This is a genomic window from Sphingomonas melonis DAPP-PG 224 (assembly GCF_000379045.1).
GTDB classification, from domain to species: Bacteria; Pseudomonadota; Alphaproteobacteria; order Sphingomonadales; family Sphingomonadaceae; genus Sphingomonas; species Sphingomonas aquatilis.
In genome coordinates, this window is the sequence record NZ_KB900605.1 from 930,134 (window position 1) to 955,292 (window position 25,159).

At 67.7% G+C, this 25,159-nt stretch carries 26 protein-coding genes; 7 read left to right on the forward strand and 19 right to left on the reverse strand.

What is annotated here, in order from left to right:
- Positions 1 to 27: 27 nt before the first annotated feature.
- The 5 genes from ftsH to ptsP form a co-directional block, all read right to left on the reverse strand.
- Positions 28 to 2,007 carry an ATP-dependent zinc metalloprotease FtsH gene (ftsH, locus tag SPHME3_RS0104660; RefSeq protein WP_017980441.1) on the reverse strand — a complete coding sequence of 660 codons (1,980 nt, stop codon included), beginning with the start codon at positions 2,005 to 2,007 and terminating at the stop codon, positions 28 to 30.
- Between the two features lie 74 nt (positions 2,008 to 2,081).
- Positions 2,082 to 3,107, reverse strand: a complete 1,026-nt coding sequence (gene tilS, locus SPHME3_RS0104665) for a tRNA lysidine(34) synthetase TilS (protein ID WP_017980440.1) — start codon at positions 3,105 to 3,107, stop codon at positions 2,082 to 2,084.
- The gene (locus SPHME3_RS0104670; RefSeq protein ID WP_017980439.1) at positions 3,070 to 4,014 is read right to left on the reverse strand and encodes a tetratricopeptide repeat protein; all 945 of its coding nucleotides are present in this window, start codon (positions 4,012 to 4,014) and stop codon (positions 3,070 to 3,072) included. The genes tilS and SPHME3_RS0104670 overlap by 38 nt, the downstream gene beginning before the upstream one ends.
- A gap of 76 nt (positions 4,015 to 4,090) precedes the next feature.
- The gene (locus tag SPHME3_RS0104675) at positions 4,091 to 5,080 is read right to left on the reverse strand and encodes a helix-turn-helix domain-containing protein (RefSeq protein WP_017980438.1); all 990 of its coding nucleotides are present in this window, start codon (positions 5,078 to 5,080) and stop codon (positions 4,091 to 4,093) included.
- Positions 5,081 to 5,182: 102 nt separating this feature from the next.
- Entirely contained in the window at positions 5,183 to 7,456 is a 2,274-nt protein-coding gene (gene ptsP / locus SPHME3_RS0104680; RefSeq protein ID WP_017980437.1) for a phosphoenolpyruvate--protein phosphotransferase, read from the reverse strand.
- Between the two features lie 209 nt (positions 7,457 to 7,665).
- On the opposite strand from ptsP, the gene SPHME3_RS0104685 reads away from it, so the two are divergent.
- Positions 7,666 to 8,076, forward strand: coding sequence for a hypothetical protein (locus SPHME3_RS0104685; RefSeq protein WP_196795648.1), 411 nt, complete (start codon positions 7,666 to 7,668; stop codon positions 8,074 to 8,076).
- A 24-nt stretch (positions 8,077 to 8,100) separates the two neighbouring features.
- Here SPHME3_RS0104685 and ruvB read toward each other — a convergent pair whose 3' ends face one another.
- The 7 genes from ruvB to SPHME3_RS0104720 form a co-directional block, all read right to left on the reverse strand.
- Complete coding sequence (gene ruvB / locus SPHME3_RS0104690) at positions 8,101 to 9,123, reverse strand: Holliday junction branch migration DNA helicase RuvB (protein WP_017980435.1); 1,023 nt, start codon at positions 9,121 to 9,123, stop codon at positions 8,101 to 8,103.
- On the reverse strand, positions 9,113 to 9,592 hold the full coding sequence (locus SPHME3_RS19960; RefSeq protein ID WP_017980434.1) for a hypothetical protein: 480 nt from the start codon (positions 9,590 to 9,592) through the stop codon (positions 9,113 to 9,115). Before SPHME3_RS19960 ends, ruvB begins: the two co-directional genes overlap by 11 nt.
- 1 nt (position 9,593) lies before the next feature.
- Positions 9,594 to 9,761, reverse strand: coding sequence for a hypothetical protein (locus SPHME3_RS19965; protein WP_020486629.1), 168 nt, complete (start codon positions 9,759 to 9,761; stop codon positions 9,594 to 9,596).
- Between the two features lie 74 nt (positions 9,762 to 9,835).
- On the reverse strand, positions 9,836 to 10,432 hold the full coding sequence (gene ruvA, locus SPHME3_RS0104705) for a Holliday junction branch migration protein RuvA (protein ID WP_017980432.1): 597 nt from the start codon (positions 10,430 to 10,432) through the stop codon (positions 9,836 to 9,838).
- Entirely contained in the window at positions 10,429 to 10,935 is a 507-nt protein-coding gene (gene ruvC / locus SPHME3_RS0104710) for a crossover junction endodeoxyribonuclease RuvC (protein ID WP_017980431.1), read from the reverse strand. The genes ruvA and ruvC overlap by 4 nt, the downstream gene beginning before the upstream one ends.
- 154 nt (positions 10,936 to 11,089) lie before the next feature.
- On the reverse strand, positions 11,090 to 11,833 hold the full coding sequence (locus tag SPHME3_RS0104715) for a YebC/PmpR family DNA-binding transcriptional regulator (RefSeq protein ID WP_017980430.1): 744 nt from the start codon (positions 11,831 to 11,833) through the stop codon (positions 11,090 to 11,092).
- Between the two features lie 70 nt (positions 11,834 to 11,903).
- On the reverse strand, positions 11,904 to 12,434 hold the full coding sequence (locus SPHME3_RS0104720; protein ID WP_017980429.1) for a DUF1003 domain-containing protein: 531 nt from the start codon (positions 12,432 to 12,434) through the stop codon (positions 11,904 to 11,906).
- Between the two features lie 122 nt (positions 12,435 to 12,556).
- Here SPHME3_RS0104720 and SPHME3_RS0104725 point away from each other — a divergent pair, with 122 nt between their 5' ends.
- A complete protein-coding gene (locus SPHME3_RS0104725) occupies positions 12,557 to 14,020 on the forward strand; it encodes an ATP-binding protein (protein ID WP_017980428.1) in 1,464 nt (487 codons plus the stop codon).
- 6 nt (positions 14,021 to 14,026) lie between these two features.
- Here the strand turns inward: SPHME3_RS0104725 and SPHME3_RS0104730 are convergent, their stop codons facing one another.
- The 4 genes from SPHME3_RS0104730 to SPHME3_RS0104745 all read right to left on the reverse strand — a co-directional run bounded on the left by SPHME3_RS0104730 (position 14,027) and on the right by SPHME3_RS0104745 (position 15,647).
- Complete coding sequence (locus SPHME3_RS0104730; protein WP_018250587.1) at positions 14,027 to 14,464, reverse strand: nuclear transport factor 2 family protein; 438 nt, start codon at positions 14,462 to 14,464, stop codon at positions 14,027 to 14,029.
- Positions 14,465 to 14,532: 68 nt separating this feature from the next.
- Complete coding sequence (locus tag SPHME3_RS0104735) at positions 14,533 to 14,823, reverse strand: DUF1294 domain-containing protein (RefSeq protein ID WP_017980426.1); 291 nt, start codon at positions 14,821 to 14,823, stop codon at positions 14,533 to 14,535.
- Between the two features lie 52 nt (positions 14,824 to 14,875).
- On the reverse strand, positions 14,876 to 15,139 hold the full coding sequence (locus SPHME3_RS0104740; protein ID WP_018250588.1) for a DUF2312 domain-containing protein: 264 nt from the start codon (positions 15,137 to 15,139) through the stop codon (positions 14,876 to 14,878).
- A gap of 118 nt (positions 15,140 to 15,257) precedes the next feature.
- Positions 15,258 to 15,647: a DUF1244 domain-containing protein gene (locus SPHME3_RS0104745; RefSeq protein ID WP_026151867.1), complete on the reverse strand. Its 390-nt coding sequence runs from the start codon at positions 15,645 to 15,647 to the stop codon at positions 15,258 to 15,260.
- A gap of 75 nt (positions 15,648 to 15,722) precedes the next feature.
- Here SPHME3_RS0104745 and pyk point away from each other — a divergent pair, with 75 nt between their 5' ends.
- The gene (gene pyk, locus SPHME3_RS0104750; protein ID WP_017980423.1) at positions 15,723 to 17,177 is read left to right on the forward strand and encodes a pyruvate kinase; all 1,455 of its coding nucleotides are present in this window, start codon (positions 15,723 to 15,725) and stop codon (positions 17,175 to 17,177) included.
- A gap of 167 nt (positions 17,178 to 17,344) precedes the next feature.
- Positions 17,345 to 18,364 carry a glycosyltransferase family 2 protein gene (locus SPHME3_RS0104755; protein WP_017980422.1) on the forward strand — a complete coding sequence of 340 codons (1,020 nt, stop codon included), beginning with the start codon at positions 17,345 to 17,347 and terminating at the stop codon, positions 18,362 to 18,364.
- Between the two features lie 172 nt (positions 18,365 to 18,536).
- On the opposite strand, the gene SPHME3_RS0104760 is transcribed toward SPHME3_RS0104755, so the two are convergent.
- Both SPHME3_RS0104760 and SPHME3_RS0104765 read right to left on the reverse strand, forming a co-directional pair.
- Positions 18,537 to 19,265 (reverse strand): class I SAM-dependent methyltransferase, encoded by a 729-nt coding sequence (locus SPHME3_RS0104760; RefSeq protein ID WP_017980421.1) that lies wholly within the window; start codon positions 19,263 to 19,265, stop codon positions 18,537 to 18,539.
- Positions 19,266 to 19,268: 3 nt separating this feature from the next.
- Positions 19,269 to 19,700, reverse strand: coding sequence for a GtrA family protein (locus SPHME3_RS0104765; protein ID WP_017980420.1), 432 nt, complete (start codon positions 19,698 to 19,700; stop codon positions 19,269 to 19,271).
- 59 nt (positions 19,701 to 19,759) lie between these two features.
- Here SPHME3_RS0104765 and SPHME3_RS0104770 point away from each other — a divergent pair, with 59 nt between their 5' ends.
- Positions 19,760 to 21,541, forward strand: coding sequence for a hypothetical protein (locus SPHME3_RS0104770; RefSeq protein WP_017980419.1), 1,782 nt, complete (start codon positions 19,760 to 19,762; stop codon positions 21,539 to 21,541).
- A 181-nt stretch (positions 21,542 to 21,722) separates the two neighbouring features.
- On the opposite strand, the gene SPHME3_RS0104775 is transcribed toward SPHME3_RS0104770, so the two are convergent.
- Positions 21,723 to 22,994 (reverse strand): dicarboxylate/amino acid:cation symporter, encoded by a 1,272-nt coding sequence (locus SPHME3_RS0104775; RefSeq protein WP_017980418.1) that lies wholly within the window; start codon positions 22,992 to 22,994, stop codon positions 21,723 to 21,725.
- Between the two features lie 445 nt (positions 22,995 to 23,439).
- On the opposite strand from SPHME3_RS0104775, the gene SPHME3_RS0104785 reads away from it, so the two are divergent.
- Positions 23,440 to 23,688: a helix-turn-helix domain-containing protein gene (locus SPHME3_RS0104785; RefSeq protein WP_017980416.1), complete on the forward strand. Its 249-nt coding sequence runs from the start codon at positions 23,440 to 23,442 to the stop codon at positions 23,686 to 23,688.
- A complete protein-coding gene (locus SPHME3_RS0104790; protein ID WP_017980415.1) occupies positions 23,685 to 24,950 on the forward strand; it encodes a type II toxin-antitoxin system HipA family toxin in 1,266 nt (421 codons plus the stop codon). The genes SPHME3_RS0104785 and SPHME3_RS0104790 overlap by 4 nt, the downstream gene beginning before the upstream one ends.
- Positions 24,951 to 25,159: the final 209 nt, after the last annotated feature.

Genomic DNA, 25,159 nt, shown 5'->3' on the forward strand with positions numbered 1-25,159 from the left:
AACCGCCGCCAGTCTCCGGCGCCCGGATCAGGCGCCGAGCGGTGCCGGATTGCCGAACGGGCCGCCCGGACGGCGCGTCTTCGGGATCGAGGTGCCGGCGCGCGGCACGCTCGCCTTCGGACCCGACGGATCGCTGCGGCCGATCTCTTCACCGGCGATCAGCTTCTTGATCTCGTCGCCCGACAGCGTCTCATATTCGAGCAGCGCGCCGGCCAGCAGGTGAAGCTGATCGACATGGTCGGTCAGCAGCTGCTTGGCACGGGTCAGGCCGCCTTCGACGATGCTCTTGATCTCGTCGTCGATCAGCTGCGCAGTCGCATTGGACATGCGAACCGGCTGACTCGACGAATAGCCGAGGAAGCTTTCGCCTTCAGGCTGAGCATATTCCACCGGGCCGACCTTGTCCGACATGCCCCATTTGGTGACCATGTCGCGGGCGAGGCCGGTGGCGTACTGGATGTCGCCCGAGGCACCCGAAGATACCTTGTCATACCCGAAGATGATCTCTTCGGCGACACGGCCGCCCATCGCCACCGCCAGGTTCGCGTACATCTTGTCGCGATGGTAGCTGTAGCTGTCGCGCTCCGGCAGACGCATCACCATGCCCAGCGCGCGACCGCGCGGGATGATCGTCGCCTTGTGGATCGGGTCGGACGCCTGTTCGTGGATCGACACGATCGCGTGGCCCGCCTCGTGATAGGCGGTCATGCGCTTTTCGTCCTCGGTCATGACCATCGACCGCCGCTCGGCGCCCATCATGACCTTGTCCTTCGCCTCTTCGAACTCAGCCATCGCCACCAGGCGCTTGCCCTTGCGCGCGCCCATCAGCGCGGCTTCGTTGACGAGGTTGGCGAGGTCGGCGCCCGAGAAGCCCGGCGTACCGCGCGCGATGGTGCGCGCATCGACGTCGGGGGCCAGCGGCACCTTCTTCATATGGACTTCGAGGATCTTGACGCGACCCTCGATATCCGGCCGCGGCACGACGACCTGGCGATCGAAGCGGCCCGGACGCAGCAGCGCGGGGTCGAGAACGTCGGGGCGGTTGGTTGCCGCGACGATGATGATCCCCTCGTTTGCCTCAAAGCCGTCCATCTCGACCAGCAGCTGGTTCAGCGTCTGTTCGCGCTCGTCATTGCCGTTGCCCAGGCCCGCGCCGCGATGGCGACCGACTGCGTCGATCTCGTCGATGAAGACGATGCACGGCGCGCTTTTCTTGGCCTGTTCGAACATGTCACGCACGCGGCTCGCGCCGACGCCGACGAACATCTCGACGAAATCCGAACCCGAAATGGTGAAGAACGGAACGCCCGCCTCACCCGCGATCGCGCGGGCAAGCAGTGTCTTGCCGGTGCCGGGCGAACCGACCAGCAGCGCGCCCTTGGGGATCTTGCCGCCCAGCCGCGCGAACTTCGACGGGTCTTTCAGGAAGTCGACGATTTCGGTCAGCTCGGCGCGCGCCTCGTCGATGCCGGCGACATCGTCAAACGTGACCTTGCCTTCCTTCTGCGTCAGCATGCGGGCACGGCTCTTGCCGAAGCCCATCGCGCCACCGCCGGTATTCTTCTGCATCTGCTTGATGACGAAGAAGGCGATGCCCAGGAACAGCAGGAACGGCAGCGACTGGTACAGCAGCACCATCCACACCGACGTGCCCTCATCGGGCTTGGCGGAGATCGTCACGTTCTTCTGGCGCAGATGCGGCACCAGCGTCGGATCGCTGATCGGATAGGTGCGGAACTTCTCGCCGCTCGTATAGGTGCCGGTGATCATGTCGCGGCTGATCGCCACGTCCTTCACCGTGCCCTCGTCGATCTGGTCGAGGAATTTCGAATAGGCGACGGTATTGCTGTTCGCGGCGCTGGTGCGGCCATCGAACATCGTCACGAACAGACCGAGCGCCAGCAGGATGCCGACCCAGATCAGCAGGCTCTTCATCCAGGGGCTGCCGCCGCCGTTGCCGCCATCATTCCCGCCGTCGCCGCGCGGCTGCTTGTCGTTGTCGTTCATGGAGTGCCTTTCACGACACAAGATAGGCGCATGGAGGTTAATGGCAATGGAACACCCCGGCGGAATTACGCCGATCAGCCGGCCGGCGACGACGAACGCCGCGGTGGGGCGGGGCGGAAACGCCATTCGGGGCCATGCGGGCTGGCGATGACCCCCGCCTGCGTCGCGCGACGACCGGACAGGAGCGCATCGAGCAACGCCTCGATATTCGCCGATTCGCTCCATTGCGTGGTCGCCACGGCATGCGTCGCGATCACCTCTCCGATCGCGCGGCGCGCCAGCCGGCGCAGCACCTCGCGCGGCAGATCGGCGGCGTCGAGCCGGATGCTCGCGTCGAGGATGCGCACGCGCGTACCCCACAGCCAGTCGACGATCGCGCGCAGATCGCCGTCCGCTTCCGCCAGCGCGGTCGCCGATCGGGCGAGCTGGGGCGGGCCGAGCCATTCATTGCCCTCGATCAGCCGGCGAAAGCGCGTGCGATCGTGTGCCGGATCGTGGTTGCTGGGATCATCGACGAACGGCACGTCGGCACGCCGGACAATCGCGCGCAGCTCCGCGCGCCGCCATTCGAGCAGCGGCCGCACGATCGTCACACCCTCGACCATCGCCCGCGCCCGCACGCCCGCCAGCCCCGCGATGCCCGATCCGCGCGCCGCGCGCATCAGGAAGGTTTCGGCCTGGTCATCGACGTGATGGGCCGTCGCGATCGCATCGACCCCCAGCGCGCGCGCATGGTCGGTCAGCAGCGCATAGCGCGCGCGCCGCGCCGCCGCCTGGATGCTCGCGCCGCCGATCGGTTCGGCGGGCGTCAGTATCGTATGCGGCACGCCGATCGCGCGACAGTGATCGGCGACCATCGCCGCCTCCGCCGCCGCCTCCGCGCGCAGGCGATGGTCGACGGTCGCGACATGCACCCCCTCGACTCCGCCGGCCTGCGCCAGCGTCAGCATCGCCATGCTGTCCGGCCCGCCCGAGACGGCCAGCAGGATACCGCCGCGCGGGGCGTGCCCCAGCGCGCGGATCAGGTCGTCCCGAAACCGCTGGCCCTCCGGCCCTGCGGCATCACTGGCATTTGGCGGCGGTGCGGCCCTTTTCGACATTCGCCTTCATCTGGCTGGAGATCTTGCTGCCGTACACGTCGGTCAGCTCGCCATAGACCTTGCACGCATCGGCCGGCTTGTTGAGCTTCATCAGCGCCTGCGCGAGATAATACAGGCTTTCCGGCGCGCGTTCGCCGTCCGGCATCTTCTTGTAATTGTCGTAGAATGCCATCGAGGCAAGGCTCGGCTTGCCCTCGTCCAGGTACGACCGGCCAAGCAAGTTCTGCGCATAGCTGGCGCGGCGATGCTTGGGATAGGTGGCGACCACCTTCTTCAGCTGCGCCTCAGCCTGCGGATATTGCTTCGCCGCCCACAGGCGATAGCCATAGAGATAGTCGTCCTCGGGCGCGTCGCCGGTCGAGGGCTTCTCGACCTTGGCGGCGTTGGCGGAGGGCGCGGTATCGCCCGCGGCGGCGACCGCGGTGGAGGTCGGCGTCTTCGTCGGCGTACGCCCAGGCTTGGCCGGCGCGTCGCTCGCCGCCGTGTCGCCGGTCAACGGCGCCGAGGCGGGGGTTTCGGCGAGTGCGGGCGTGCTCGCCATCGCCTTCAGCTTGGCATCGGTGCTGCGCTTGTACGCGTCGAAGGCGTCCTGCAGCTGGCGGACCTTATAGCCGTTCTGCTCGATCTGGTCGGTCATCGACGCCATCTGGCTTTCCAGCGCGGTCACGCGGCTGGTGAGGTCGGCGACGGCGCTGGTCGCGGGCACACCACCGATCTGCTGCGGCGTATCGGGGCGCGTGATCTCCGGCTGGAGATACTGGCCGGCGCCACCCGGGAAGACCTTGCGCTGCACCGCGCGCATTTCGCTTTCCAGCTTGCCGACGCGGCCTTCGACGTTGCTTTGTGCCGATACGGCGACCGGCGTCAGGATAGTGGCGGCAGCGAGCGCCCAGATGATCGTACGCATGGATGTGGCGCCCCCCGGCGCAGCCTTGGTTAACACGAAACGAGTCATAGCTGCATTGCCATGCCTGTCGCCAGCCTTAAGGCGCGGACGAATTGCCCGTCGTTGCCGGCGGTGGCGTCGGCGCCGTCTCGGCGGATTGCAGGTTCGCCCGCTGCGTCTCGCTGGTTGCGGGACGATCGGCGCGACGCTCGCTGCGCCGAGGCGAGCGCTCTTCGCTCGAACGCGTCGCGCTCGTCGCGGCGGCGCTGGGCGTCGCGGTCGGTGCCGGTGCCGGTGCGCCGGACAGGCGGGCGGCGATCGCCGCGCCGCTGACGCGCACGTCCTTGATCGCGCGCGACCCGTCGCCCAGCGGCGGGATGGCGGTGCCGTTCAGCGTCACGTCCAGCTTGTCGGGACGGCCGACGTTGATCTTGGGATCGTTGGCGGTCGCCGGCACCGCAAAGGTTTCGCCCGGCTTCATCGTGCCGAGGTACAGCGTTTTGTTGTCGGCGTCGTAGACGCGCAGCCACACTTCGTCCTTCGCGGTCAGCACCACCTGCCCGCCAGTCGGCGCGGCCGGCGTCGCGGCGGCGGTCGGCCGGGGCGTCACCGCCTGCGCCACCACCGCATCCTGCGCGGCAGGCGGCGTGGCGCCATGCTGCTGGAACAGGTTGGTGCCATACCACAGGCCGACCAGGATCAGGACGGCGAGCGCGATGCCGACGCCCAGCACGGCGACGCCGCGCGAGGGCACGCGTGCCGGATCGGCGGTTTCATAGGGCACATATTCGGGCTGGCGCGGCCCCATCCGGTCGAGTTCGCGACGCAGGTCGGCGGCCAGCTCCACCTCGTCCATGCCCACCGCGCGGGCATAGGCCTTGGCGAAGCCCATCGCATAGGTAGGCGAGGGCAGGGCACCATAATCGCCCGCTTCCAGCGCCTCCAGATGGCGCTGCGGCACGCGGGTGCGTGCGGCGATCTCCGCCAGGCTCAGGCCCCGGCTGTCCCGCGCGGCACGCAACCGATCGCCCGGCCGGGCCGGTTCGACGGGGGTGGGGGCAGGCTGGCCGGATTCGACCTCGTCCATTCGTATCTCCGGGGGAGGGGCGTTTGCGGATCGCTGACGGGCGGGACATTCCCCGATGGACTGCTGCAAGTCAACGCGCCCGGAACCCTATTCGGCGAGGTTTCAGGCCATGTCGACGCCTTGCGAGGCTGCCCAATCACTTAGCGCGGCACGCATGTCGCGCGGCGGCCGGGCGATCAGCTTGGTCACGAATGCGCGGACCGCGTCATGGTCCAGGCTGCGTACCATCGCCTTGATCGGGCCGATCGCGGCGGGGGTAATCGACAGGCGGTTGATGCCCAGGCCGATCAGCGCCATCGCCTCCACCGGCCGCCCGCCCATCTCGCCGCACACCCCCAGGTCGACGCCCGCTTCGCGGCATGGCCCGACGACGCGCGACAGGAAGCGCAGGATCGATGGGCTCAGCCAGTCATAGCGTTCGGCGAGCCGCGGGTTGGCGCGATCGGCGGCAAACAGGAATTGCGTCAGGTCGTTGGTGCCGACCGACAGGAAGTCGAGATCGGGCAGCAGCAGGTCGAGCTGCTCGGCGAGCGCGGGCACTTCCAGCATCGCGCCATAGCGGATGCCGGTCGGCAGCCGCCGGCCGCGCGCACCCAGCCACTGGCGCTGCGCCTCGAACAGCGCCTTAGCCTCGGCGAACTCCCAGGCCTCGCTGACCATCGGGAACATGACGTTGAGCGTCCGGCCCGACGCCGCCTCGATCAGCGCGCGCGCCTGCACCTTCATCAGGCCGTCGCGGTCGAGCGCCAGCCGCAACGCGCGCCAGCCCATCGCCGGATTCTCTTCGTCGGCATCGGCCTTGTTGAGATAGGGCAGCGCCTTGTCGCCACCGATGTCGACGGTGCGGAAGATCACTGGGCGATCCCCGGCGGCGTCCATCACCTCCTTGTAGAGGCGCTGCTGACGCTCGCGCTGGGGCAGCGTCGCCGACACGAGGAACTGGAATTCGGTGCGGAACAACCCGATGCCGTCCGCCCCCGTCGTGTCGAGCGCCGCGACGTCATCGCGCAGGCCGGCATTGACCATCAGCGTGATGCGATGCCCGTCCTTCGTCACCGGCGGCACGTCGCGCAGTGCGGCAAAGGCGGCCTTGCGCTTCTGGCGCAGCGCCAGCTTCGCCTCGAACGCCTCTTCCATCCCGCCCGACGGCCGCACGAACACGTTGCCCGCCACCGAATCGAGCAGCAGCAGGTCGCCCTCGGCGATCTGGCGGCGCACGTCGCGCACCCGGCCCAGCACCGGCACGCCCATCGCCCGCGCGACGATCGTCACGTGCGCGGTCAGCGATCCTTCCTCCAACACCACGCCCTTCAGCCGGCGCTTGTCATATTCCAGCAGCTCGGCGGGCCCCAGGTTGCGCGCGATCAGGATCGTATCCTGCCGCAGCCCCAGCTGCGCGGCAGTGCCCATCTGGCCCGACACGATGCGCAGCAGCCGGTTCGACAGGTCCTCCAGGTCATGCATGCGATCGGCGAGCAGCGGATCGTCGATCTGGCGCATGCGCTGGCGGGTGCGCTGCTGGACGCGCTCGATCGCCGCTTCCGCGGTCAGGCCGCTGTCGATCGCCTCGTTGATCCGCCGTGCCCAGCCTTCGTCATAGGCGAACATCTTGTAGGTCTGCAGGACCTCCTCATGCTCGCCGCCGACGCCGAACTCCGCCTCGCGCGTCATCCGGTCGATCTGTTCGCGCATCTTGTCGAACGCGGCATAGACGCGGTGGCGCTCGGCGTCGGTATCCTCGGCAACGGTATGTTCGACGACGATGCGCGGCTGGTGGAAGACGGCATAGCCAGACCCCATGCCCTCGACGAGTTTCTGCCCCGGCAGGCGGATCGCGGCGGTCGACTTCTCGCGCCCGCTCGCGCCCGCCGCCGTATCGATCAGCCCGGCATTGGCGATCAGCTCGGACAGCACCATCGCCACCGTCTGCAACGCCTCGATCTCGACGTCCTGATATTTGCGCTGCTCGCTGTGCTGCACCGCCAGCACGCCCACCGCGCGCTCGCGCCGGATGATCGGCACGCCGGCAAAGCTGTGATAGCGTTCCTCGCCGGTTTCGGGCTTGTAGGCGAAGTCCGGATGGCTCGCGGCTTCGTCGAGGTTCAGGACCTCGACATCGTCGGCGATCGTGCCGACCAAGCCCTCGCCCAGCGCCAGCTTGGTAACGTGGACCGCAGCCTGATCGAGCCCGCGCGTCGCGAACAGCTCCAGCACGCCTTCGCGCAGCAGATAGATCGAACAGACCTCGCTATCCATCGCCTCGGCGATGATGCCGACGACGGCGTTCAGCTTCGCCTGCGCCGGGTTGCGCCCGGCCATGACGTCGTGAAGGCGGGTGAGGATTTCGCGGGCGGAGGCGACGGCCGAGCTGGGCATGACACTAGGGCTAACAGATGCCGCGGGCGGGTGCCACGCGGCAATTTGCATCGCTGGTACATCTATTCGCGGGCATGAGGCTGCCCGGGCGATGCCGGGGCCGGTCCCCGAACCCGAAAGGTCCTGATCGGCCTTGCGGACGAAAGCGGTCGCTGCCAGACCAAGAGCGTCGTCGGGGGAGCATCGCAATGAACGTTATGATAGTCTCATTGCTTGCCGGTCTCGCCCTCGGCGCGGCGCCTGACGACGTCAAGGCGGCACCTGATTTCTGTGCGAGGCTTGCCGCAAATGCCGGCATCGACAAGCCCGCTGCCCCCGACGGACGGACCGAGTGGACGGTCAACGCCATGAACTTCGGCCAGCGATTCGTCTTCGGCGGGTCGGCGGCCACCGGGGTCGGCGTTACGCCTGTCGAACCCGCAACGGTAGAAGACTATCGCAGGCTGGAGAAGGCGTGCGAACCCATGGGCAAGGGTGCGGTCTGTCATCTGGTCGGCCCGGTCAATTTCCGCTTCATCTGGAAAGGGCAGACGATCGTGACCCCGATGGCCGCTGGCGAAAGGGCGACTATTTTGGTCGCGGGCACCAGGACGACTTGTCGGACCGAGCAAGCGGCATAAGACGCGGCTCCCGCGTCGCAGGGATCAGTCGAACAGCCCATCCTGACTGCCCACCGGCGGGTTCAGCCCCAGATGCTTCCACCCGCCCGCGTTCAGCACGCGCCCGCGCGCGGTGCGGGCGACGAGGCCGAGCTGGATCAGATACGGCTCGATCACCTCCTCGATCGTGTCGCGCGGTTCGCTAAGGCCCGCGGCCAGCGTCTCCACGCCCACCGGCCCGCCGCGATAAATGTCGGCGATCATATGAAGGTAGCGCCGGTCCATCGCGTCGAGGCCCAGCGCATCGACTTCCAGCCGGTTGAGCGCGCGATCGGCGGCGATCCGATCGACGGTCGGCGTGCCCGCGACATTGGCGAAGTCGCGCACCCGGCGCAGCAGCCGCCCGGCGATGCGCGGCGTCCCGCGCGCGCGCCGCGCAATTTCGGCGGCGCCGTCGGGCGCGATCGCCAACTCAAGTAGCCCGGCGGCGCGCGTCACCACGCGGGTCAGCTCGTCCACCGTATAGAATTGCAGGCGGACGGGAATGCCGAAGCGATCGCGCAGCGGCGTCGTCAGCAGCCCCTGCCGCGTCGTCGCACCGACCAGCGTAAAGCGCGGCAGGTCGATCCGGACCGAACGCGCCGACGGCCCTTCGCCGATCATCAGATCGAGCGCGCGGTCCTCCATCGCCGGATACAGCACCTCCTCGACTGCGGGTTGCAGGCGGTGGATCTCGTCGATGAACAGCACGTCGCCGTCCTCGAGATTCGTCAGCAATGCGGCGAGGTCGCCCGACTTGGCGATGACGGGGCCGGACGTGGCGCGGAACCCCACGCCCATCTCGCGCGCGATGATCTGCGCCAGCGTCGTCTTGCCGAGCCCCGGCGGCCCGAAGAACAGCACATGGTCCAGCGCATCGCCGCGCCCCCGCGCCGCCTCGATGAATACGCGCAGATTCTCGCGCGCCGCCTGCTGCCCGACGAAATCGTCCAGGCTCTTGGGGCGCAGCGCCGCGTCCACATCCTCGGGACGGCGGCTGGCGGTGAGGAGGCGGTCGCTATCGGTCACGGTGCGCCCTATGCCACGGGCCACCACACAAGACCCAATATATTACGCCACCTGCGAACCCGATGGCGGCCAAGTTCGCCACCTCGGACGCAATCTCGGCCAACCAAGCGTGTGTGCCGCGCGGATGATGCGTGCTGAGCATTTCATAGAAGCCATCACGAAGACCCTCAACGGGTTCGGAACGGATCATCATCAGCGCGGCCGGCAGCGCGACGATAAGGGCACCCGCGAGCGCGGTGGGAATCGGTCGGATCGCGTAACGGCGCGTAAGGATGATCATCGGCGCACCGACACATAGGGCGAGGAAAATCAAAGGCATCGCCACGATCATCGTCATGAACACAAATGCCGAGAGATCGAATGGACCGGCTGTAATCGCGTATGAACCCCCAGTGAGGCTGCCGATCAGGCCAGGTACAAGTGCCAGAGCGAAGAGCCGGCGCGCAATCGACGGCTGGACATTTGCCATGTCACACCGTGCTTGAAAGCGTTGCGCCCGTCTGCTCCGACACGTCGTCTTGGTCCGGGGCGGGCAGCGCAAAGCCGTTGGCCTGCAGGTCTTGCCGGATCAGGTGGCAGAGATAGGCGGACACATCGGCATATCCGCCCGCCTCGACCCGCTGCTCGATCCAGGCCATCAGGGCGCCATCTACGGTGATCGTTATGCGCGCCATGCCCAACCGATATCTGGCGCGGAACGAAAGGGCAACGGCTACTTCGCCGCCTTACGCAGCGCCAGCCGTACCAGCGCGTCGAGCGTCGCGCCCGGCCCCAGATCCTCCTCCGCCGCACCGACCGCGTTCGCGGCCTCGGCAGGGCGGAAGCCGAGGTTGAGCAGCGCCGACACCGCATCCGCACTGGCGCCGACCGGCACCACCTGCGCCGCGGCGGCGGGGCCCAAAGCCACCGTCCCCACCTTGTCCTTCAACTCGCGCACGATTCGTTCGGCGAGCTTCGGGCCGACGCCGTTCGCGCGTGCGACCATCGCCTTGTCCTGCGCCGATACCGCGCGCGCGATCTCCTGCGTATCCAGCGCCGACAGTATGGCGAGCGCGACACGCGATCCCACGCCCTGCACGCCGGTGAGCAGGCGGAACCAGTCGCGCTCTTCGGCGCGCGCGAAGCCGACCAGACGGATCGAATCCTCGGCGACCAGCATCTCGGTGTGCAGCATCGCCGCTTCGCCCACCGGGCCGATCGCGGCGAGCGTACGGGCCGAGGCGCCGACGAGATAGCCGACGCCGCCGACGTCGATCACGGCATGGTCGATGCCCGTCGAATCGAGCCGGCCCTTGAGATGTGCGATCATGCCGTCACCCTAGCGCGGCGCGCCATGCCCTGGGCAGAGGCAAGATGGTGCGCATGCGTGATCGCCACCGCCAGCGCGTCGGCGGCGTCGGGGCCGGCAAGCTTGGCGCCCGGCAGCAGCACCGCCATCATCGCCTGGATCTGCCGCTTTTCCGCGCCGCCCGTCCCGACCACCGCCTTCTTGACGGTCGAGGGGTGATATTCGCCGATATGCAGCCCCGCGCTGGCGGCCGCGAGCAGCACCACGCCGCGCGCCTGCCCCAGCTTCAGCGTCGACTGCGCATTGGTGTTGCCCAGCACCTCTTCCACCGCCGCGCCGTCGGGCCGCTCGGCGAGGATCACGTCGACCAGCGCGGCATGCAGGTTCGACAGGCGGCGGGGCAGGGGCATCGACGGATCGGTCTTGATCTGGCCGTTGGCGATATGTCGCAGCCGGTTGCCGTCGGCATGGATGACCCCCCAGCCCGTCGTGCCGAGTCCGGGGTCGAGGCCGAGGATGATCATGAATCATTCCTCCCTCGCTTCAGCGGGGGAGGGGGACCGCTCGCCAACGGCGAGTGGTGGAGGGGGGCCGCCGTGGAACGGCGGCTGCGCCGCCGCCCCCTCCACCATGCTGCGCATGGTCCCCCTCCCCCGCTTCGCGAGGGAGGAATGAGACTCAACCCAGCTTCTCCATCACCTCGTCGGACACTTCGTAATTGCCCCACACGGTCTGCACGTCGTCGTCGTCGTCGAGCGCATCGATCAGCTTGAACAGCGTCGCAGCATCGGCTTCGGTCACCGCGACCATCGTCTGTGGGCGCCAGGCGAGCTTCGCGCCTTCCGCTTCGCCGAGCACCGGCTCCAGCGCCTTGGCGACCTCGTGCAGATCGGCCTGTGCGGTCCAGATCTCGTGGCCTTCCTCGGTCGAGGTCACGTCCTCGGCACCCGCCTCCAGCGCCGCCTCGAACACCTTTTCGGCGTCGCCCGCGCTCGCGGGATAGTTGATCAGGCCGACGCGATCGAAGGCATGGCTCACCGACCCGCTCGCGCCGAGGTTACCGCCGTTCTTCGACACCGCGGTGCGCACGTTGGTGGCGGTGCGATTGCGGTTGTCGCTCAGCGCCTCGATGATCAGGCTGACGCCGCCGGGGCCGAAGCCCTCGTAGCGGATTTCCTCGTAATTCTCGGTATCGCCCTTCGATGCCTTGTCGATCGCGCGCTGGATATTGTCCTTGGGCATCGACTGCGCCTTGGCGGCGTTCACCGCGGCGCGCAGGCGCGGGTTCATGTCGGGGTCGGGCAGACCCATCTTCGCCGCCACGGTGATTTCGCGGCTGAGCTTGGAAAACATGCCCGAGCGCTTCTTATCCTGCGCGCCCTTGCGGTGCATGATGTTCTTGAACTTGGAATGGCCTGCCATGAAAACCCCGCAAAGTGGTACTTTGCGGGGACCCCGGCGAGGGGTGCGACCCGCAAAATGAGCGCGTCCTCTAACTCTGCTTCACGAGCGTGTCGATCTTCGCTTCCAACGCCGCCAGCCGATCGAGGATCACGCCGTCCAGCTTTTCGTGCAGGCGCAGGATGTCGAGCTCGGCCCGCAAATTGGTCTCATAGTCCAGGCTGGCCGCCAGTCGGTCCTTCGCCGCCTGGCGGTTCTGGCTCATCATGATGACCGGCGCCTGGATCGCGGCGAGCGTCGAGAGCATCAGGTTGAGGAAGATATAGGGATAGGGGTCGAACGCCGCGCCGAAATGCGCGAGCACGTCCGAATTGAGCAGCATCCAGCCGAGCAGCACCACGGTGAAGCTGATGATGAAGCCCCAGGACCCGCCGATCGCCGCGACCTTGTCGGCCAGCCGGTCGCCGACACTGGCGCGCGCATCGGCCTCATCGGCGGCATCGCGGCTGACCAAAGTGCCGCTTTCGATACTGTCGAGAACGCGCCGTTCCTCGGCATCGAGCGCATGCGCGGGCTTGCGCAGCAGCCGCAGGGCGAGGTCGGCGAACGGGATCTGGGCCATGCGGGGCATCCTCGCGCAGGGATAGCGGAACGGAACCGGCCCGTACCGGCCCGATCGCCACGGGGCAACCGGGCGCAAACCGCTTGCCCGATGCCCCCCGGATCGGCCAAACGGCAGCCACAATGACCGTCAGCGTAGACATGGGAGCCGACGAGCGCGGCGCGCCCGTGACCATGGACCTCGAAGAACTCCTCGCCACCCGATTGCTCGTTCAGGGCAATTCCGGGTCAGGCAAGTCACATCTGCTGCGCCGGCTGCTCGAAGGATCGGCGGGGCAGGTGCAGCAGGTGGTGATCGATCCCGAGGGCGATTTCGTCACGCTCGCCGGCCCCTATGGCCATGTCGTGATCGAGGCGGCGGATTATTCGGTGCCCGAGATCGCGCGGATCGCCACCCGCCTGCGCGAACATCGCGCCAGCGTCGTGCTGAGTCTCGAAGGGCTCGAGGCGGAAGGGCAGATGCGCTGCGCCGCCGCCTTCCTGTCGGCGCTGTTCGATGCACCACGCGAACATTGGTATCCGGCGCTGGTCGTCGTCGACGAGGCGCAATTGTTCGCGCCGACGACGGGCGGCGAAGTCGCCGAAGAGGTGCGGCGCGCGTCGCTCAGCGCGATGACCAACCTGATGTGCCGCGGCCGCAAGCGCGGCCTCGCCGGCGTGATCGCGACGCAGCGCCTGGCCAAGCTCGCCAAGAACGTCGCGGCGGAAGCGTCCAACTTCCTGATGGGCCGCACCTTCCTCGACATCGACATGGCGCGCGCCGCCGATCTGCTCGGCATGGAACGGCGCCAGGCGGACGGCATCCGCGATCTGGCGCGCGGCACGTTCCTGGCGCTTGGCCCCGCCGTGTCGCGCCGGCCGATCACGGTGAAGATCGGCGCGGTCGCCACCTCCGCGCGCTCGGGCAGCCCGAAGCTGACGCCTCTACCCAGCGCGCCAGTCGAGAATTTGCAGGAACTGATCTTCGCGCCGCCGCCCGAAGAGGCGCCGCAGCTGCCGATGAGCTTCGACCCGCGCCCGCGTCGCGTGCCGACCGACGAATTGTTGGACACGATCGAACGCCCCGCCGCCCCCGCGACGCTTGCGCCGCTGCCGGACAAGTCGGACGTGGAGGTCGAGGCGATCTATGCCAGCGTCCTCGAAGCGATCGTCGCCGATCGCGATTCCGCGCTGCGCCCGCCGTCGGTGCTGTTCCAGGATTTCCAGGTCCGCTGCCGCATGGCCGGCCTCGCCAAGCCGCCGCTCGACCTGCCCGGCTTCACCCGGCGACTGTCCGCGGCGCGCGCCGGTATCTTCGACGTCACCGACCCCGACTGGGCCGAGGCGATGGAGCTCGCCAACACGCTACCCGACGACATGATCGGCGCCTTCCTACTGATCGCGCGCGCGGCGCGGGCCGGCGAGCCGTGTCCGTCGGACGTGGCATTGGCGGAAACCTACGGCACCAGCTCGCTGGGCCGGGTGCGCCGTCTGATCGGCTATATCGAAAGCCGCGAGCTGATCGTCGCCCGCGTCGATCTCTCCGGCAAGCGCTCGATCACCATCCCGCGCCTCGGCTGGACGACCGCGGCGAGCGAGGCGGCCTAGGCGCCGCTATTTTGCCGGCGGAATCGGCGTGTACTGCGCCGATACGAGCGTCCATCCGTTCGGCGCGCGCATCGCGACATAGCGGACGCGGATCGAACGGGTGACCGTCGTGCCGTCGGGACGCGTCATGGTGATCGTCCGCCGCTCCGTCTCGATGCCCGTCGCGCCGCGTACAACGATCTGCCGTTCGCTGCCCTGCATCGACGGCGCCGGCCGGCGATCCTCGGGCCGGTAGAAGCCGAGCACCTTCGCCCGATCGTCGACGTCGCCGACCGGAGAGATTTCCTGATACTCGGGGGCGAGCGTATCGGCGAGCGCCGCTGCATCGAAGTCCGTGCGGGCGGTGTTGAAGCGCTCCACCAGCCGTTCGATCGCTGCCGCATCGGGGGAAGGGGTCACGGGCGTCGCCGCTGCCAGCATCGCCATTGCCCATCCGATCGCCATATACCCCGCCCCTCGCCCGTGTGATGTATATGGCTAATACGGTGCGACGGCGTGGGTCAAGCGTGGTGTCAGACCAGCAGCGTCGCCAGACCGATCGCAAGGCCCGCATGGACCATCGCGATCAGGTCGAGCTGCGTTGCGAACGGCTGCTTGCGCGTCTTGTGGCGGAACCGCCGCCGCGCCCAGAGCGCGCCCGGCGATCCGCCGAACAGCGCCAGGGCGAGCAGGGTCGATTCGCGTACCCGCCAGCCGCCCGATGCGGCGCGCGCCTTATCGTGGGCGAAGGCAAGCACCGTCATCAGGTTGATCGCCGCCAGCGCCAGTGCGGCGGGGACGAGGAATGCGGATGGAGTCGGCATCGCTTACGATGCGTATCGACGTCTTAAGAAATCGTGACCTGCAATTCGCAGATCAGATCATGCCCAGCGCCTGCATATACACCTCGAGGATCGCTTCCTCTTCCTGATACTCTTCCTTCTTCTTCTTGCGGATCGAAAGGATCTTACGGATCGCCTTGGGATCGTAGCCGCGGCCCTTGGCTTCGGCCATCACGTCCTTGATGTCGTCGGCAATACCCTTCTTCTCTTCTTCGAGTCGCTCGGCGCGTTCGATCAGCAGGCGCAGTTCGTCCGCCGCGACCTGGCCGCCGCCCATGCCTTCTTGCCGGTCTTCCATATGTCCCACCCGCCACGGGTCGCCCGTGGCCCTTCTGATTCGCGTGAAAAGGATGCCGGCGCCGGGCCGGCAGGGGGGTGCGTCTAGGCGTTAACCGGTTTGCGCTCAACCCCGGCCCTCAACCCCGGCCGGGCTCGGTCATCGCGGGCGGATCGGAGGCGGGAAAGCTCTCGTCCAGCGCTTCGTCCAGGGCCGCATCCTTGGTGGCGTCGGCGGGGGGATTGCGCGTCATGCTCTCGTCCATCCGCGCGAGCTGTTCGGGGGTCGCTTCGGTCTGGTAGCGCGCCTTCCACTCGTCCTGCGGCATGCCGTAGATCGTCTCACGCGCGGTCGCCTTGTCCAGCCCGCCGGCTTCCTCGATCCAGTCCGACAGGCAGTTGCGGCAGAATCCGGCCAGCCCCATCAGGTCGATGTTCTGCGCGTCGGTGCGATGGCGCAGGTGGCGGACGAGGCGGCGGAACGCCTGCGCGGCGACCGCATCGGGCAGCGAATCGAGTTTGTCGGTCACGGGCGTCTCCGATAGGTTGATCGCGGGTAGATAGGGATTAGAGGGAAGCGCGGCCATTCCCCAGGAGCCTGTTTCATGACCACTGCCATCGCGCCCCGATCGAGGAAGGTCCGCGTCCTCGCGACTCTCGGTCCGGCGAGCAATTCCCCCGAGATGATCGCCACGCTGTTCCAGGCGGGCGCCGACGCCTTCCGCGTCAATATGAGCCACGGCGACCAGCAGTCCAAGGTCGCGGTGATCGAGGCGATCCGCGCGCTCGAAAAAGAGTTCGGCCGTCCGACGACGATCCTCGCCGATCTGCAGGGTCCCAAGCTGCGCGTTGGCAAGTTCGACGGCGGCCGGACCGTGCTGGAGCATAACAGCACCTTCGTGCTTGATCGCGATCCCACGCCGGGCGATGCGACCCGCGTCGAACTGCCGCACAAGGAAATCTTCGAAGCGATCGAGCCGGGCGCGCGCCTGTTGCTCGACGACGGCAAGCTGGTGCTGCGCGTCACCGACCATGATTCTGACCGGATCACGACGGTCGTCGAGGTCGGCGGCCCGCTGTCGAACAACAAGGGGCTGAACGTCCCCGACGTCGTGCTGCCGATGGCGGCGCTGACCGAAAAGGATCGCAGCGACCTCGCCTTCGCGGTCGACCAGGGCGTCGACTGGATCGCGCTTTCCTTCGTGCAGCGGCCCGAGGATCTGTGGGAGGCGCGCAAGCTGATCGGCGGCAAGGCCGCGCTGCTCGCGAAGATCGAAAAGCCGCAGGCGATCGATCGCTTGGAAGAGATCGTCGAGGCGTGCGACGGCGTCATGGTCGCGCGCGGCGACCTCGGCGTTGAACTGCCGCCGCAGTCGGTGCCGCCCTTGCAGAAGCGCATCGTTGAAACCGCGCGCCGCCTCGGCCGCCCGGTCGTCGTCGCGACGCAGATGCTCGAATCGATGATCCAGAGCCCGTCGCCGACCCGCGCCGAAGTGTCCGACGTCGCCACCGCGATCTACGACGGGGCGGACGCGATCATGCTGTCGGCGGAAAGCGCCGCGGGCCAGTGGCCGGTCGAATCGGTCGCGATGATGAACTCGATCGGCGTCTCGGTCGAAAGCGATCCGATGCACGGCGACCGCGTCCACTTCACCGTAATGCGTCCCGATCCGACGACCGCGGACGCGCTGGCGGAAGCGGCCAAGCAGATCGCCAAGACCGTGTCGGCGACCGCGATCATCTGCTTCACCACCTCGGGCTCGACCGCGCGCCGCATCGCACGCGAGCGGCCGTCGGTGCCGTTGCTGGTGCTGACCCCCAACCGCGACACCGCGCGCCGCCTCGGCCTGCTGTGGGGCACGCATGCCGTCCACACCCGCGACGTCGAATCGTTCGAAGACATGGTCGGCAAGGCGAAGCGCATGGCGCTGCGCACCGGTATCGCGCATGCGGGCGATCGCGTGATCGTGATGGCCGGCGTGCCCTTCCGCACGCCCGGCTCGACCAACGTGCTCCACGTCGTCCACATCACCGGCGACGAACTGCGCGACTACGCCTGAACTGACCTCCCCCCGTCACCCCGGCCGAAGAGCCGGGGTCCCGCTTCTTCCCGGCGCTGACGAAGAAGCGGGACCCCGGGTCAAGCCCGGGGTGACGGTAAGTGACGGCTTTCATCCATACGATACGTATGGATGACGGGGGCCGGACCCGTTACAGACGGAGCGTTATGTACCGTCCCGCGCTGTCCGTCGTCATTCCCTGCTACAATGAGGCCGCGTGCCTCGAGCTGCTGCACGCGCGCGTCTCCGCTGCGGCCAGGGCGGCAGTGGGCGACGATCATGAGATCGTCCTGATCAACGACGGCAGCCGCGACGACAGCTGGCCGGTGATGCAACGCCTGTCCGCGGCCGACCCACGCGTCGTCGCGATCAACCTGTCGCGCAACCACGGCCATCAGCTCGCGCTGACCGCGGGGCTCGACCTGTGTTCGGGCGAACAGATCCTCATCATCGACGCCGATCTGCAGGACCCGCCCGAATTGCTCGCCGAGATGCGCGCGACGATGGCGGCGCAGAAGGCGGACGTCGTCTATGCGGTGCGCCGCAAGCGCGACGGCGAGACGATCTTCAAGAAAGCCACCGCCGCCGCCTTCTACCGCGTGCTCGATCGCGTCACCGACACGCCGATCCCCTTGGACACCGGCGACTTCCGCCTGATGAGCCGCCGCGCGCTTGATGCGCTGCTGTCGCTGCCCGAACAGGCGCGCTTCATCCGCGGCATGGTTGCCTGGGTCGGCTTCCGCCAGGTGCCGTTCCCCTATGACCGCGCCGAGCGCCACGCCGGCGAGACCAACTATCCGCTCGGCAAGATGGTGCGCCTCGCCTTCGACGCGGTGACGGGCTTCTCCACCGCGCCGCTGCGCTTCGCCAGCCACGCCTCGGTGATCCTGGCGGCGGCATCGCTGCTGTTGCTCGTCTACATCCTGTGGGGCTTCTTCGAAGGCTCGCCGGTGCAGGGCTGGACGTCGACGATGCTCGTCGTGACGGTGCTCAGCGCAGTGCAGATGTTCGTGCTGGGGATGATCGGCGAATATCTCGGCCGGCTCTATATCGAATCGAAGCGGCGCCCGCTGTACCTCGTCGCCGACATCGCCGGCCCGGTGAAGGGCCATTCGACGCTCGGCTTCAACGCCGCCGAGCCCTCGCCGGAGTTCGAAGTCGCCGAGGAGCGCAAGGCGGCGGAGTGAGGCCTGGAGCATCGTGCCTATGCGCGACGCTCGCCCAACCACGTCCGTCACCCCGGACTGGTTCCGGGGTCCACTCTGCGGCGAGGGGAAGCGCTTGAGCCTCTTGCCTTGCCCCTGCGGCCCGGTGGACCCCGGAACACGTCCGGGGTGACGAAGACCGTGAGGCGCCGGTCTACCGCGGCTCCGCCAGCGTCACGATCGACACGCCCGGCGTCAGCGGCACGCGGCCGACCGCATGGCGCTCCAGCCGGAAGATCGCCTCGAACAGCGCGTTCAGCGGCTTGGCGGGCGGCGAATCGTCGCTGTCGTCGCGGCCGGTCAAACGGCCCGCGATCCGCGCCGCCGCCGCCAGCGGAAACAGCAGCGAATTGAAATAGGTGAGCTTCCGGCTCTTCAGGCCCGCCGCCTCGATCGCCTTGACCAGGCTGGCCTTGGAATAGCGGCGGTGGTGGTGGTTCACCACGTCGTGCGCGCTCCACATCCACTGGTGCGCCGGCACCGCGATCAGGATCTTGCCGCCCGGTTTCAACAGGCTCGCCATGCCCTTCAGCGCAGCGACATCGTCCTCGATATGCTCGACGACGTCGAGCACCGCGACCAGATCGTACGATCCCTTCGCCACGCCGGGCAGGTCGGGCAGGGGGGCGTCGCCCACCGGCCTACCGAGTCGCTCGCTCGCGATCGATCGCGCGGCGGGATCGATCTCGATCGCGTCGACGTCGCCGAACTGGCCGAGCATCGGCAGGTTGTGCCCGGTGCCGCAGCCGATCTCCAGGATGCGCGCGCCCTTGGGTACGTTGCCGTAGCGCTCCAGATAATCGCTCAGGATGTCGCGACGCGCGCGATACCACCAATGGGTGGAATCATGCGCCGCCATGCGGTCGTAGACGATGCGGTCCATGATTTAAGCGAACACCAGCCAGCGATTGAGGATGAAGGTGACGATGGTGGCCAATGCCACCGCAGGCAGCAGCGGCGCCCAGCCGGGAAGCCCCAGCACGGCCGTGCCGATCCACGTCACCAGCGCGTTGAGGGCCATGCCGGTGCCCTGTACCGCGACGAACTGCAGCTGCTGGCGTGGGCCGCGCCGTTCGGCGCCCTGTCCCTTGAAGCTCCAGCGGCTGTGCATGACGTAGCCGAATATCACCGCCACCGCAAAGGCGGGCGGCACGGCGTAGACGGCATGCTCGCGCGCGAAGATCCACAGCGTCAGCGGCAGATAGACCGCCGAATAGATCAGCGTCGACAGACCGCCGGTGATCCCGAAGCGCAGGATCTGGCCGCGCATGTCGTCGGCTTGCAGGATGTGGAGCAGGGCAGGCGCTTCCCTCGTCATCGGCCAGCCCCTAAAGGCAATGCGCCGGGAACGAAACGGTCAATTCGAGGGTCGCCAGTTTGTATAATCCCCCCCGCGGTCGGCTGGCCGATACGCTCGACAGGCGCTGGATCGCGCTGACGCTGCTCGCCTGGGTCGCGGTCGCGGCCTGGTACGTCTGGAACGACTGGAACATGGTGCGCTGGCTGTCGCTGGGCGACACCGACGACAACATGCGGCTGATGCAGGTCCGCGCGTGGCTGGGGGGCCAAGGCTGGTACGATCTCACGAACTATCGCCTCAATCCGCCCGTCGGCTTCAACATCCATTGGAGCCGCATCGTCGATTTGCCGATCGCCGGGCTGATCCTGTTCTTCCGCCTGTTCACCAGCAATTACTGGGCGGAGCGGCTGGCCTGCGGCATCGCGCCGCTGATCCCGCTGTCGATCACGATGCTGGGCGTCGGCGCCACCGTGCGGCGGCTGATCCATCCTTTGGCGTGGCCGCTGGCGATCGTCTTCCTGCTCGGCACCGCCGCGACGATGCTGATGTTCCTGCCCGAACGCATCGATCATCACGGCTGGCAGCTCGCGATGCTCAGCCTGACCGTCGCCGGCCTGTGCGACCAGCGCGACCGCCGCGGGGGCCTGATGGTCGGCCTCGCCAGCGCGGTCAGTCTGTCGATCGGGCTGGAAATGCTGCCCTATTGCGCGATGGCCGGCGCGATCCTGGCGCTGCGCTGGGTGTGGGACCGCACCGAGGCGCGGCGGCTGGCGGCCTATGCGGTCAGCCTGGGCGGCGGTGCGGCGGTCGGCTTTGCTGCCTTTGCCTCCAACGCCAATTACGCGATGCGCTGCGACGCGCTGACGCCGGTGTGGCTCAGCGTCTGCGTCGCGGCGGGCGCGCTGCTGCTGCTGATGGCATGGGCCAACCCCGAATCGCGCGGGCTGCGCATCGCGATGGCGGTGGTCGCGGGCGGCGTGATCGTCGCGGGCTTCGTCCATTTCTTCCCGCAATGTCTCGGCCGGCCCGAAGGCGTGTCGCCGGAGCTGGAGAAGAACTGGCTCAACAACGTCCGCGAAGCCAAACCGATCTACAAACACCCCTTCCGCCTCGCCTTCCCGATCGCGGCGCTGCCGATCGTCGGCATGGTGGGCGTGCTGTGGGGCACGTGGCGCGCGCGCCGGACGCCAGCCTTGATCGGATGGACCGCCGTCGCCTTGTTCGTCGTCTTCGCCACGCTGATGCTGCTGTGGCAGGTGCGGGCGGGCCCCGCGGCGCAGTTGCTCGCCGTGCCGGGCGCCACCTTGCTCGGCTGGGTCATCCTGCCCTGGCTGCTCAACCACCGTTCGCTGCCCGTGCGCGTCGGCGGCACGGTGGCGGCGTTCCTGCTGGTCAGCGGGATGTTCGCCGGGCTGATCATCAAATATCTGCCGGTTGCGCGCCCGAACGCCTATACCAAGCGGGTCAACGGCGCGACGGGCAATTGCGTCCGCTACACGGTGCTGAAGGCGCTCGATCACTATCCGGCGCAGACGATCTTCACCTTCGTCGATCTGGGGCCACGGCTCATCACCGTGACGCACCACAATGCCATCGCCGGGCCCTATCACCGCAACGGCGACGCGATCCTCGACGTGCAGCATGCGTTCGGCGGGACTGCGGATCAGGCGCATGCCATCATCCGCCGCCACGGCGCGACGATGCTGCTCGTCTGCCCCAACCATTCGGAATCGACCAATTACCGCGCGCGCAATCCCGGCGGCTTCTACGACCAGCTCGCCCACGGCCAGACGCCGACGTGGCTGACGCCGCTGCCGCTGCCCAAGGGGTCGCCGCTCCGCCTGTTCAAGGTCGACTGACCGATCGGCATTTTGGGTCGAGCTTCATTCCTCCCCCGCCAGGGGGAGGTGGCATGCCGCAGGCATGACGGAGGGGGAGGTCAGGGTAACGCCCTGTCACAAAGCGTCTGCTGCCCGCCCCCTCCGCCACCGCCTCCCCCTGGCGGGGAGGAAAGAACGCGCTGCCCCGAATGGCGCGCCCCTAGGCGGCGAGCGCCTCCCCCGCCGGCAGGTCTTCGCTCAGCCGCTGCCGCTTGGCGACGATCGCCGGCACCAGCGCCTGGCCCGCGACGTTCACCGCGGTCCGCCCCATGTCGAGGATCGGGTCGATCGCCAGCAGCAATCCCGCGCCCTCCAGCGGCAGGCCCAGCGTCGACAGCGTCAGCGTCAGCATAACCAGCGCGCCCGTCAGCCCCGCGGTCGCCGCCGATCCCAGCACCGATACCGCGACGATCAGCAGATAATCGGTCCCGTGCAACGGGATGCCGTAATATTGCGCCACGAACAGCGCGGCGATCGCGGGATAGATGGCGGCGCATCCATCCATCTTGGTCGTCGCCGCGAACGGCACAGCAAAGGCGGCATAGCCGCGCGGCACGCCCAGCCCTTGCTCCACCACCTGCTCGGTAACGGGTAGCGTCGCGATCGATGAGCGCGAGACGAAGCCCAGCTGGATCGCCGGCCAGGCCGCGGCGAAGAACCGCCGCGGGCTCATCCCGTTCGCCAGCAGCAGCAGCGGGTAGACGACGAACAGCACCAGCGCGAGGCCGACATAGACCGCGATGGCGAACGTGCCGAGCGCCGACAGCGACTGCCAGCCGTAGCGGACGATCGCACTGCCCAGCAGCGCGCCCGTCCCGATCGGGGTCAGTCGCACCACCCAGCGCAGGATGCGCCGGAAGATCGCGAGCGCCGACGCGTTGAACGCCAGGAACGGCGCGCCCGCCTCGCCCGTCCGCACCGCAGCGACGCCGATCGCGATCGCGACGACGATCAGCTGCAGTACGTTGAACGACAGCTTGGTGCTCGCGCCGCCGTCCTTCAGCGCGGTCGATGCCTCCAGCCCCAGGATGTTCGCCGGCACCAGCCCGCGCAGGAAATCGAGCCACGACCCCGCCGTATCCGGGCGCACCGCGGCGGCGGCGCTCACCCCGGCATGCGCGCCTGGTTGCAGCACAATGCCCAGCGTCAGCCCGATCGATACCGCGATCAGGGCGGTGATGCCGAACCAGATGAACGTGCTCGCCACCAGCTTCGCCGCATTGTTGAGGTCGCGCAGCGCCGCGATCGACGCGACGATCGCGGTGAACACCAGCGGTACCACCAGCGCCTTCAACAGCTGGACGAACATTTCGCCGACGATCCGCAACGCGTCGGCCAGGCCGGTGAGGTCATAGCTGCGGGCGACGAAGCCCAGCACGAGGCCAAGGGCCATGCCGATGAAGACCTGTACGCCGAACGATGGGCGGGTCATGCGCCGAATTCCTGTGTCATCGCACCGATGTAGGCCCCTCGCGGCGGAAGGGGAGGCAAGAAAAGCGATGCCGGTATCAAGCCGGCGATTGCTTCGGCGAGTCACGTACCCTGTCCTAGATGGCAAGGGAACGACGGATTGCGCCGAGGCGGCGGACTGTCTCTCAGGTCCCAGCGCACACGGTGAGCCGGTCCATGCCTGCCGAGGTGGACGACAACATGCTCATCGCTACGTTGGCCGCGCAGTTCGCAAGCGGCGGCATCGACGCGGATCAGCTCCGGACTGCTGTCGCGCGGCTTTCCGCCGGGTAGCGCGGCATCTTTCCCGAACGGGAAAGATCGGGCCTCAGGTGCTCCACTTGGCATCAAACTTTCCCGAACGGGAAAAGCCCGCTTGATTTTGCAACTCTGTAGGGTGATCTTTCCCGCTCGGGAAAGGTGGGTCAATGGATCAGGCTGACACGGAAAACGATGCCGCATGGTTTTCGCGCCGCTTCGGTGCCCTCGTCCGCTCGCGCCGACAGCAGATGGGGCTAAGTCTCGAGGATCTGGCGACCGTCGCGGGCGTGGGTATCCGGTTCATCCACGAATTGGAGAAGGGCAAGCCGACCTGCCAGATCGGCCGCGCCCTCGTCGTCGCCGGGCTGGTCGGGCTGGACCCGGTCACCCTGCTTGAACAGCAAAGCGCCTCATGATCCTCCCGGTCTATTTTGAGGAGCATCTGGTCGGCGAAGTCCATGAGGTCGTTGACGGACCGCGGTTCGTGTACGCAGCATCGTGGACGGAGGACCGACAGGCCTTCCCCATCTCGATCACCATGCCGCTGGGCGAGCGCGAGGTGGAGCCTGCTCGGTTCCTGACCTGGGCCAGCAACCTGCTTCCCGAGGCGGAGCAGCTCGTGGTCATCGCCCGTCAACTCGGTGTCGCGCAGACAGACATCCTCGCCCTGCTGGAGGCGATCGGCCGCGACACCGCCGGCGCGCTTTCCTTTGGTGCGCCGGGGCTGACCCGCACAGAGCGCTGGCAGCGGATCGAGACAGAGGACGATCTCGAACGCATCATCGAGGAGCTTCCCCGCAAGCCGTTCCTCGCGGGCGATGACGGCGTGTCGATGTCGCTGGCGGGCGTCCAGACCAAGCTGGCGGTGGCCTGCGACGCCGACGGCCGGATCTGCATTCCGCTCGACGGGTCGCCCTCGACCCATATCCTCAAGCCCGACAGCGAACGCCTCCACGGCAGCGTCCAGAACGAGGCTTGGTGCCTGACGCTGGCTAGGCTCTGCGGATTGACGGTGCCGCCGGTTACGACCGGAGTGGCGGGCGGAAGGCGCTACTTCCTGATCCCGCGCTACGACCGCGTGCCAGACGGAGCGCAATGGCGTCGGCTGCATCAGGAGGACTTTTGCCAAGCGCTGGGTAAGCCACCGTTCGCCAAGTACGAGCGGAACAGAACGGGCGTCCGTGGCCCGACCGTCGCCGACATGATGAACCTCGTCCGGCGCCAGGCGCTCGGTCCTGATGCACTGCGGCTGTTCGACGCCATCGTCTTCAACGTACTGGCGTGCAACACCGATGCCCATGCCAAGAACTACTCGATCCTGATCCCCGCAGGATCGCGGGTGCGCACCGCTCCCCTATACGACGTGATGTGCGCGGAGGTGTTCGATGGCGTGACCCACAATCTCGCGCAGACGGTCGCCGACAAGAACCGCGGCAACTATCTGAAGCGAAGGCACTGGCTGCGCCTCGCCGCCGCCTGCGGACTCGGCGCTGCACCGACCATCCGCCGCGTCCGCGCGCTGGCGACCCGGGTGCTCGCCAATGTCGATCGGGCGCGGATGGATGTCGAAGCCATGCCCGCAGGCGGTGACGCCACCCTGCCAATGATCGTCGACGCCGTGTCGGAGCGGTGCCGCGCTATCCTCGCTGGTCTCGATGACATGGAAGGCGTGAAGTAGGCCGCTGTTGATCGCGCCACTGTTGTGGCGTGGGGGCCAAGATCCTTGCCCGCAGGCTTCAAAGGGCCGGAAAACTCTCGTTCAACATAATTGAAAAAATAGGGAGGACGTCAAATGTCAGCAGGTCCCGCCGATCCGTTCTGGGCAATCCAGGAGCGCCTGCCCGCTCGGCGTGCTTCGATATTCCTCGTGCGTATCTGAAGCATCAG

Bases quoted from the DNA above. Each gene is read 5' to 3' on its own strand.
- ftsH (WP_017980441.1), bottom strand. From the start codon at position 2,007: ATGAACGACAACGACAAGCAGCCGCGCGGCGACGGCGGGAATGATGGC.
- tilS (WP_017980440.1), bottom strand. From the start codon at position 3,107: ATGTCGAAAAGGGCCGCACCGCCGCCAAATGCCAGTGATGCCGCAGGG.
- SPHME3_RS0104670 (WP_017980439.1), bottom strand. From the start codon at position 4,014: ATGCGTACGATCATCTGGGCGCTCGCTGCCGCCACTATCCTGACGCCG.
- SPHME3_RS0104675 (WP_017980438.1), bottom strand. From the start codon at position 5,080: ATGGACGAGGTCGAATCCGGCCAGCCTGCCCCCACCCCCGTCGAACCG.
- ptsP (WP_017980437.1), bottom strand. From the start codon at position 7,456: ATGCCCAGCTCGGCCGTCGCCTCCGCCCGCGAAATCCTCACCCGCCTT.
- SPHME3_RS19960 (WP_017980434.1), bottom strand. From the start codon at position 9,592: ATGGCAAATGTCCAGCCGTCGATTGCGCGCCGGCTCTTCGCTCTGGCA.
- SPHME3_RS19965 (WP_020486629.1), bottom strand. From the start codon at position 9,761: ATGGCCTGGATCGAGCAGCGGGTCGAGGCGGGCGGATATGCCGATGTG.
- ruvA (WP_017980432.1), bottom strand. From the start codon at position 10,432: ATGATCGCACATCTCAAGGGCCGGCTCGATTCGACGGGCATCGACCAT.
- ruvC (WP_017980431.1), bottom strand. From the start codon at position 10,935: ATGATCATCCTCGGCCTCGACCCCGGACTCGGCACGACGGGCTGGGGG.
- SPHME3_RS0104715 (WP_017980430.1), bottom strand. From the start codon at position 11,833: ATGGCAGGCCATTCCAAGTTCAAGAACATCATGCACCGCAAGGGCGCG.
- SPHME3_RS0104720 (WP_017980429.1), bottom strand. From the start codon at position 12,434: ATGGCCCAGATCCCGTTCGCCGACCTCGCCCTGCGGCTGCTGCGCAAG.
- SPHME3_RS0104725 (WP_017980428.1), top strand. From the start codon at position 12,557: ATGACCGTCAGCGTAGACATGGGAGCCGACGAGCGCGGCGCGCCCGTG.
- SPHME3_RS0104730 (WP_018250587.1), bottom strand. From the start codon at position 14,464: ATGGCGATCGGATGGGCAATGGCGATGCTGGCAGCGGCGACGCCCGTG.
- SPHME3_RS0104735 (WP_017980426.1), bottom strand. From the start codon at position 14,823: ATGCCGACTCCATCCGCATTCCTCGTCCCCGCCGCACTGGCGCTGGCG.
- SPHME3_RS0104740 (WP_018250588.1), bottom strand. From the start codon at position 15,139: ATGGAAGACCGGCAAGAAGGCATGGGCGGCGGCCAGGTCGCGGCGGAC.
- pyk (WP_017980423.1), top strand. From the start codon at position 15,723: ATGACCACTGCCATCGCGCCCCGATCGAGGAAGGTCCGCGTCCTCGCG.
- SPHME3_RS0104755 (WP_017980422.1), top strand. From the start codon at position 17,345: ATGTACCGTCCCGCGCTGTCCGTCGTCATTCCCTGCTACAATGAGGCC.
- SPHME3_RS0104760 (WP_017980421.1), bottom strand. From the start codon at position 19,265: ATGGACCGCATCGTCTACGACCGCATGGCGGCGCATGATTCCACCCAT.
- SPHME3_RS0104765 (WP_017980420.1), bottom strand. From the start codon at position 19,700: ATGACGAGGGAAGCGCCTGCCCTGCTCCACATCCTGCAAGCCGACGAC.
- SPHME3_RS0104775 (WP_017980418.1), bottom strand. From the start codon at position 22,994: ATGACCCGCCCATCGTTCGGCGTACAGGTCTTCATCGGCATGGCCCTT.
- SPHME3_RS0104785 (WP_017980416.1), top strand. From the start codon at position 23,440: ATGGATCAGGCTGACACGGAAAACGATGCCGCATGGTTTTCGCGCCGC.
- SPHME3_RS0104790 (WP_017980415.1), top strand. From the start codon at position 23,685: ATGATCCTCCCGGTCTATTTTGAGGAGCATCTGGTCGGCGAAGTCCAT.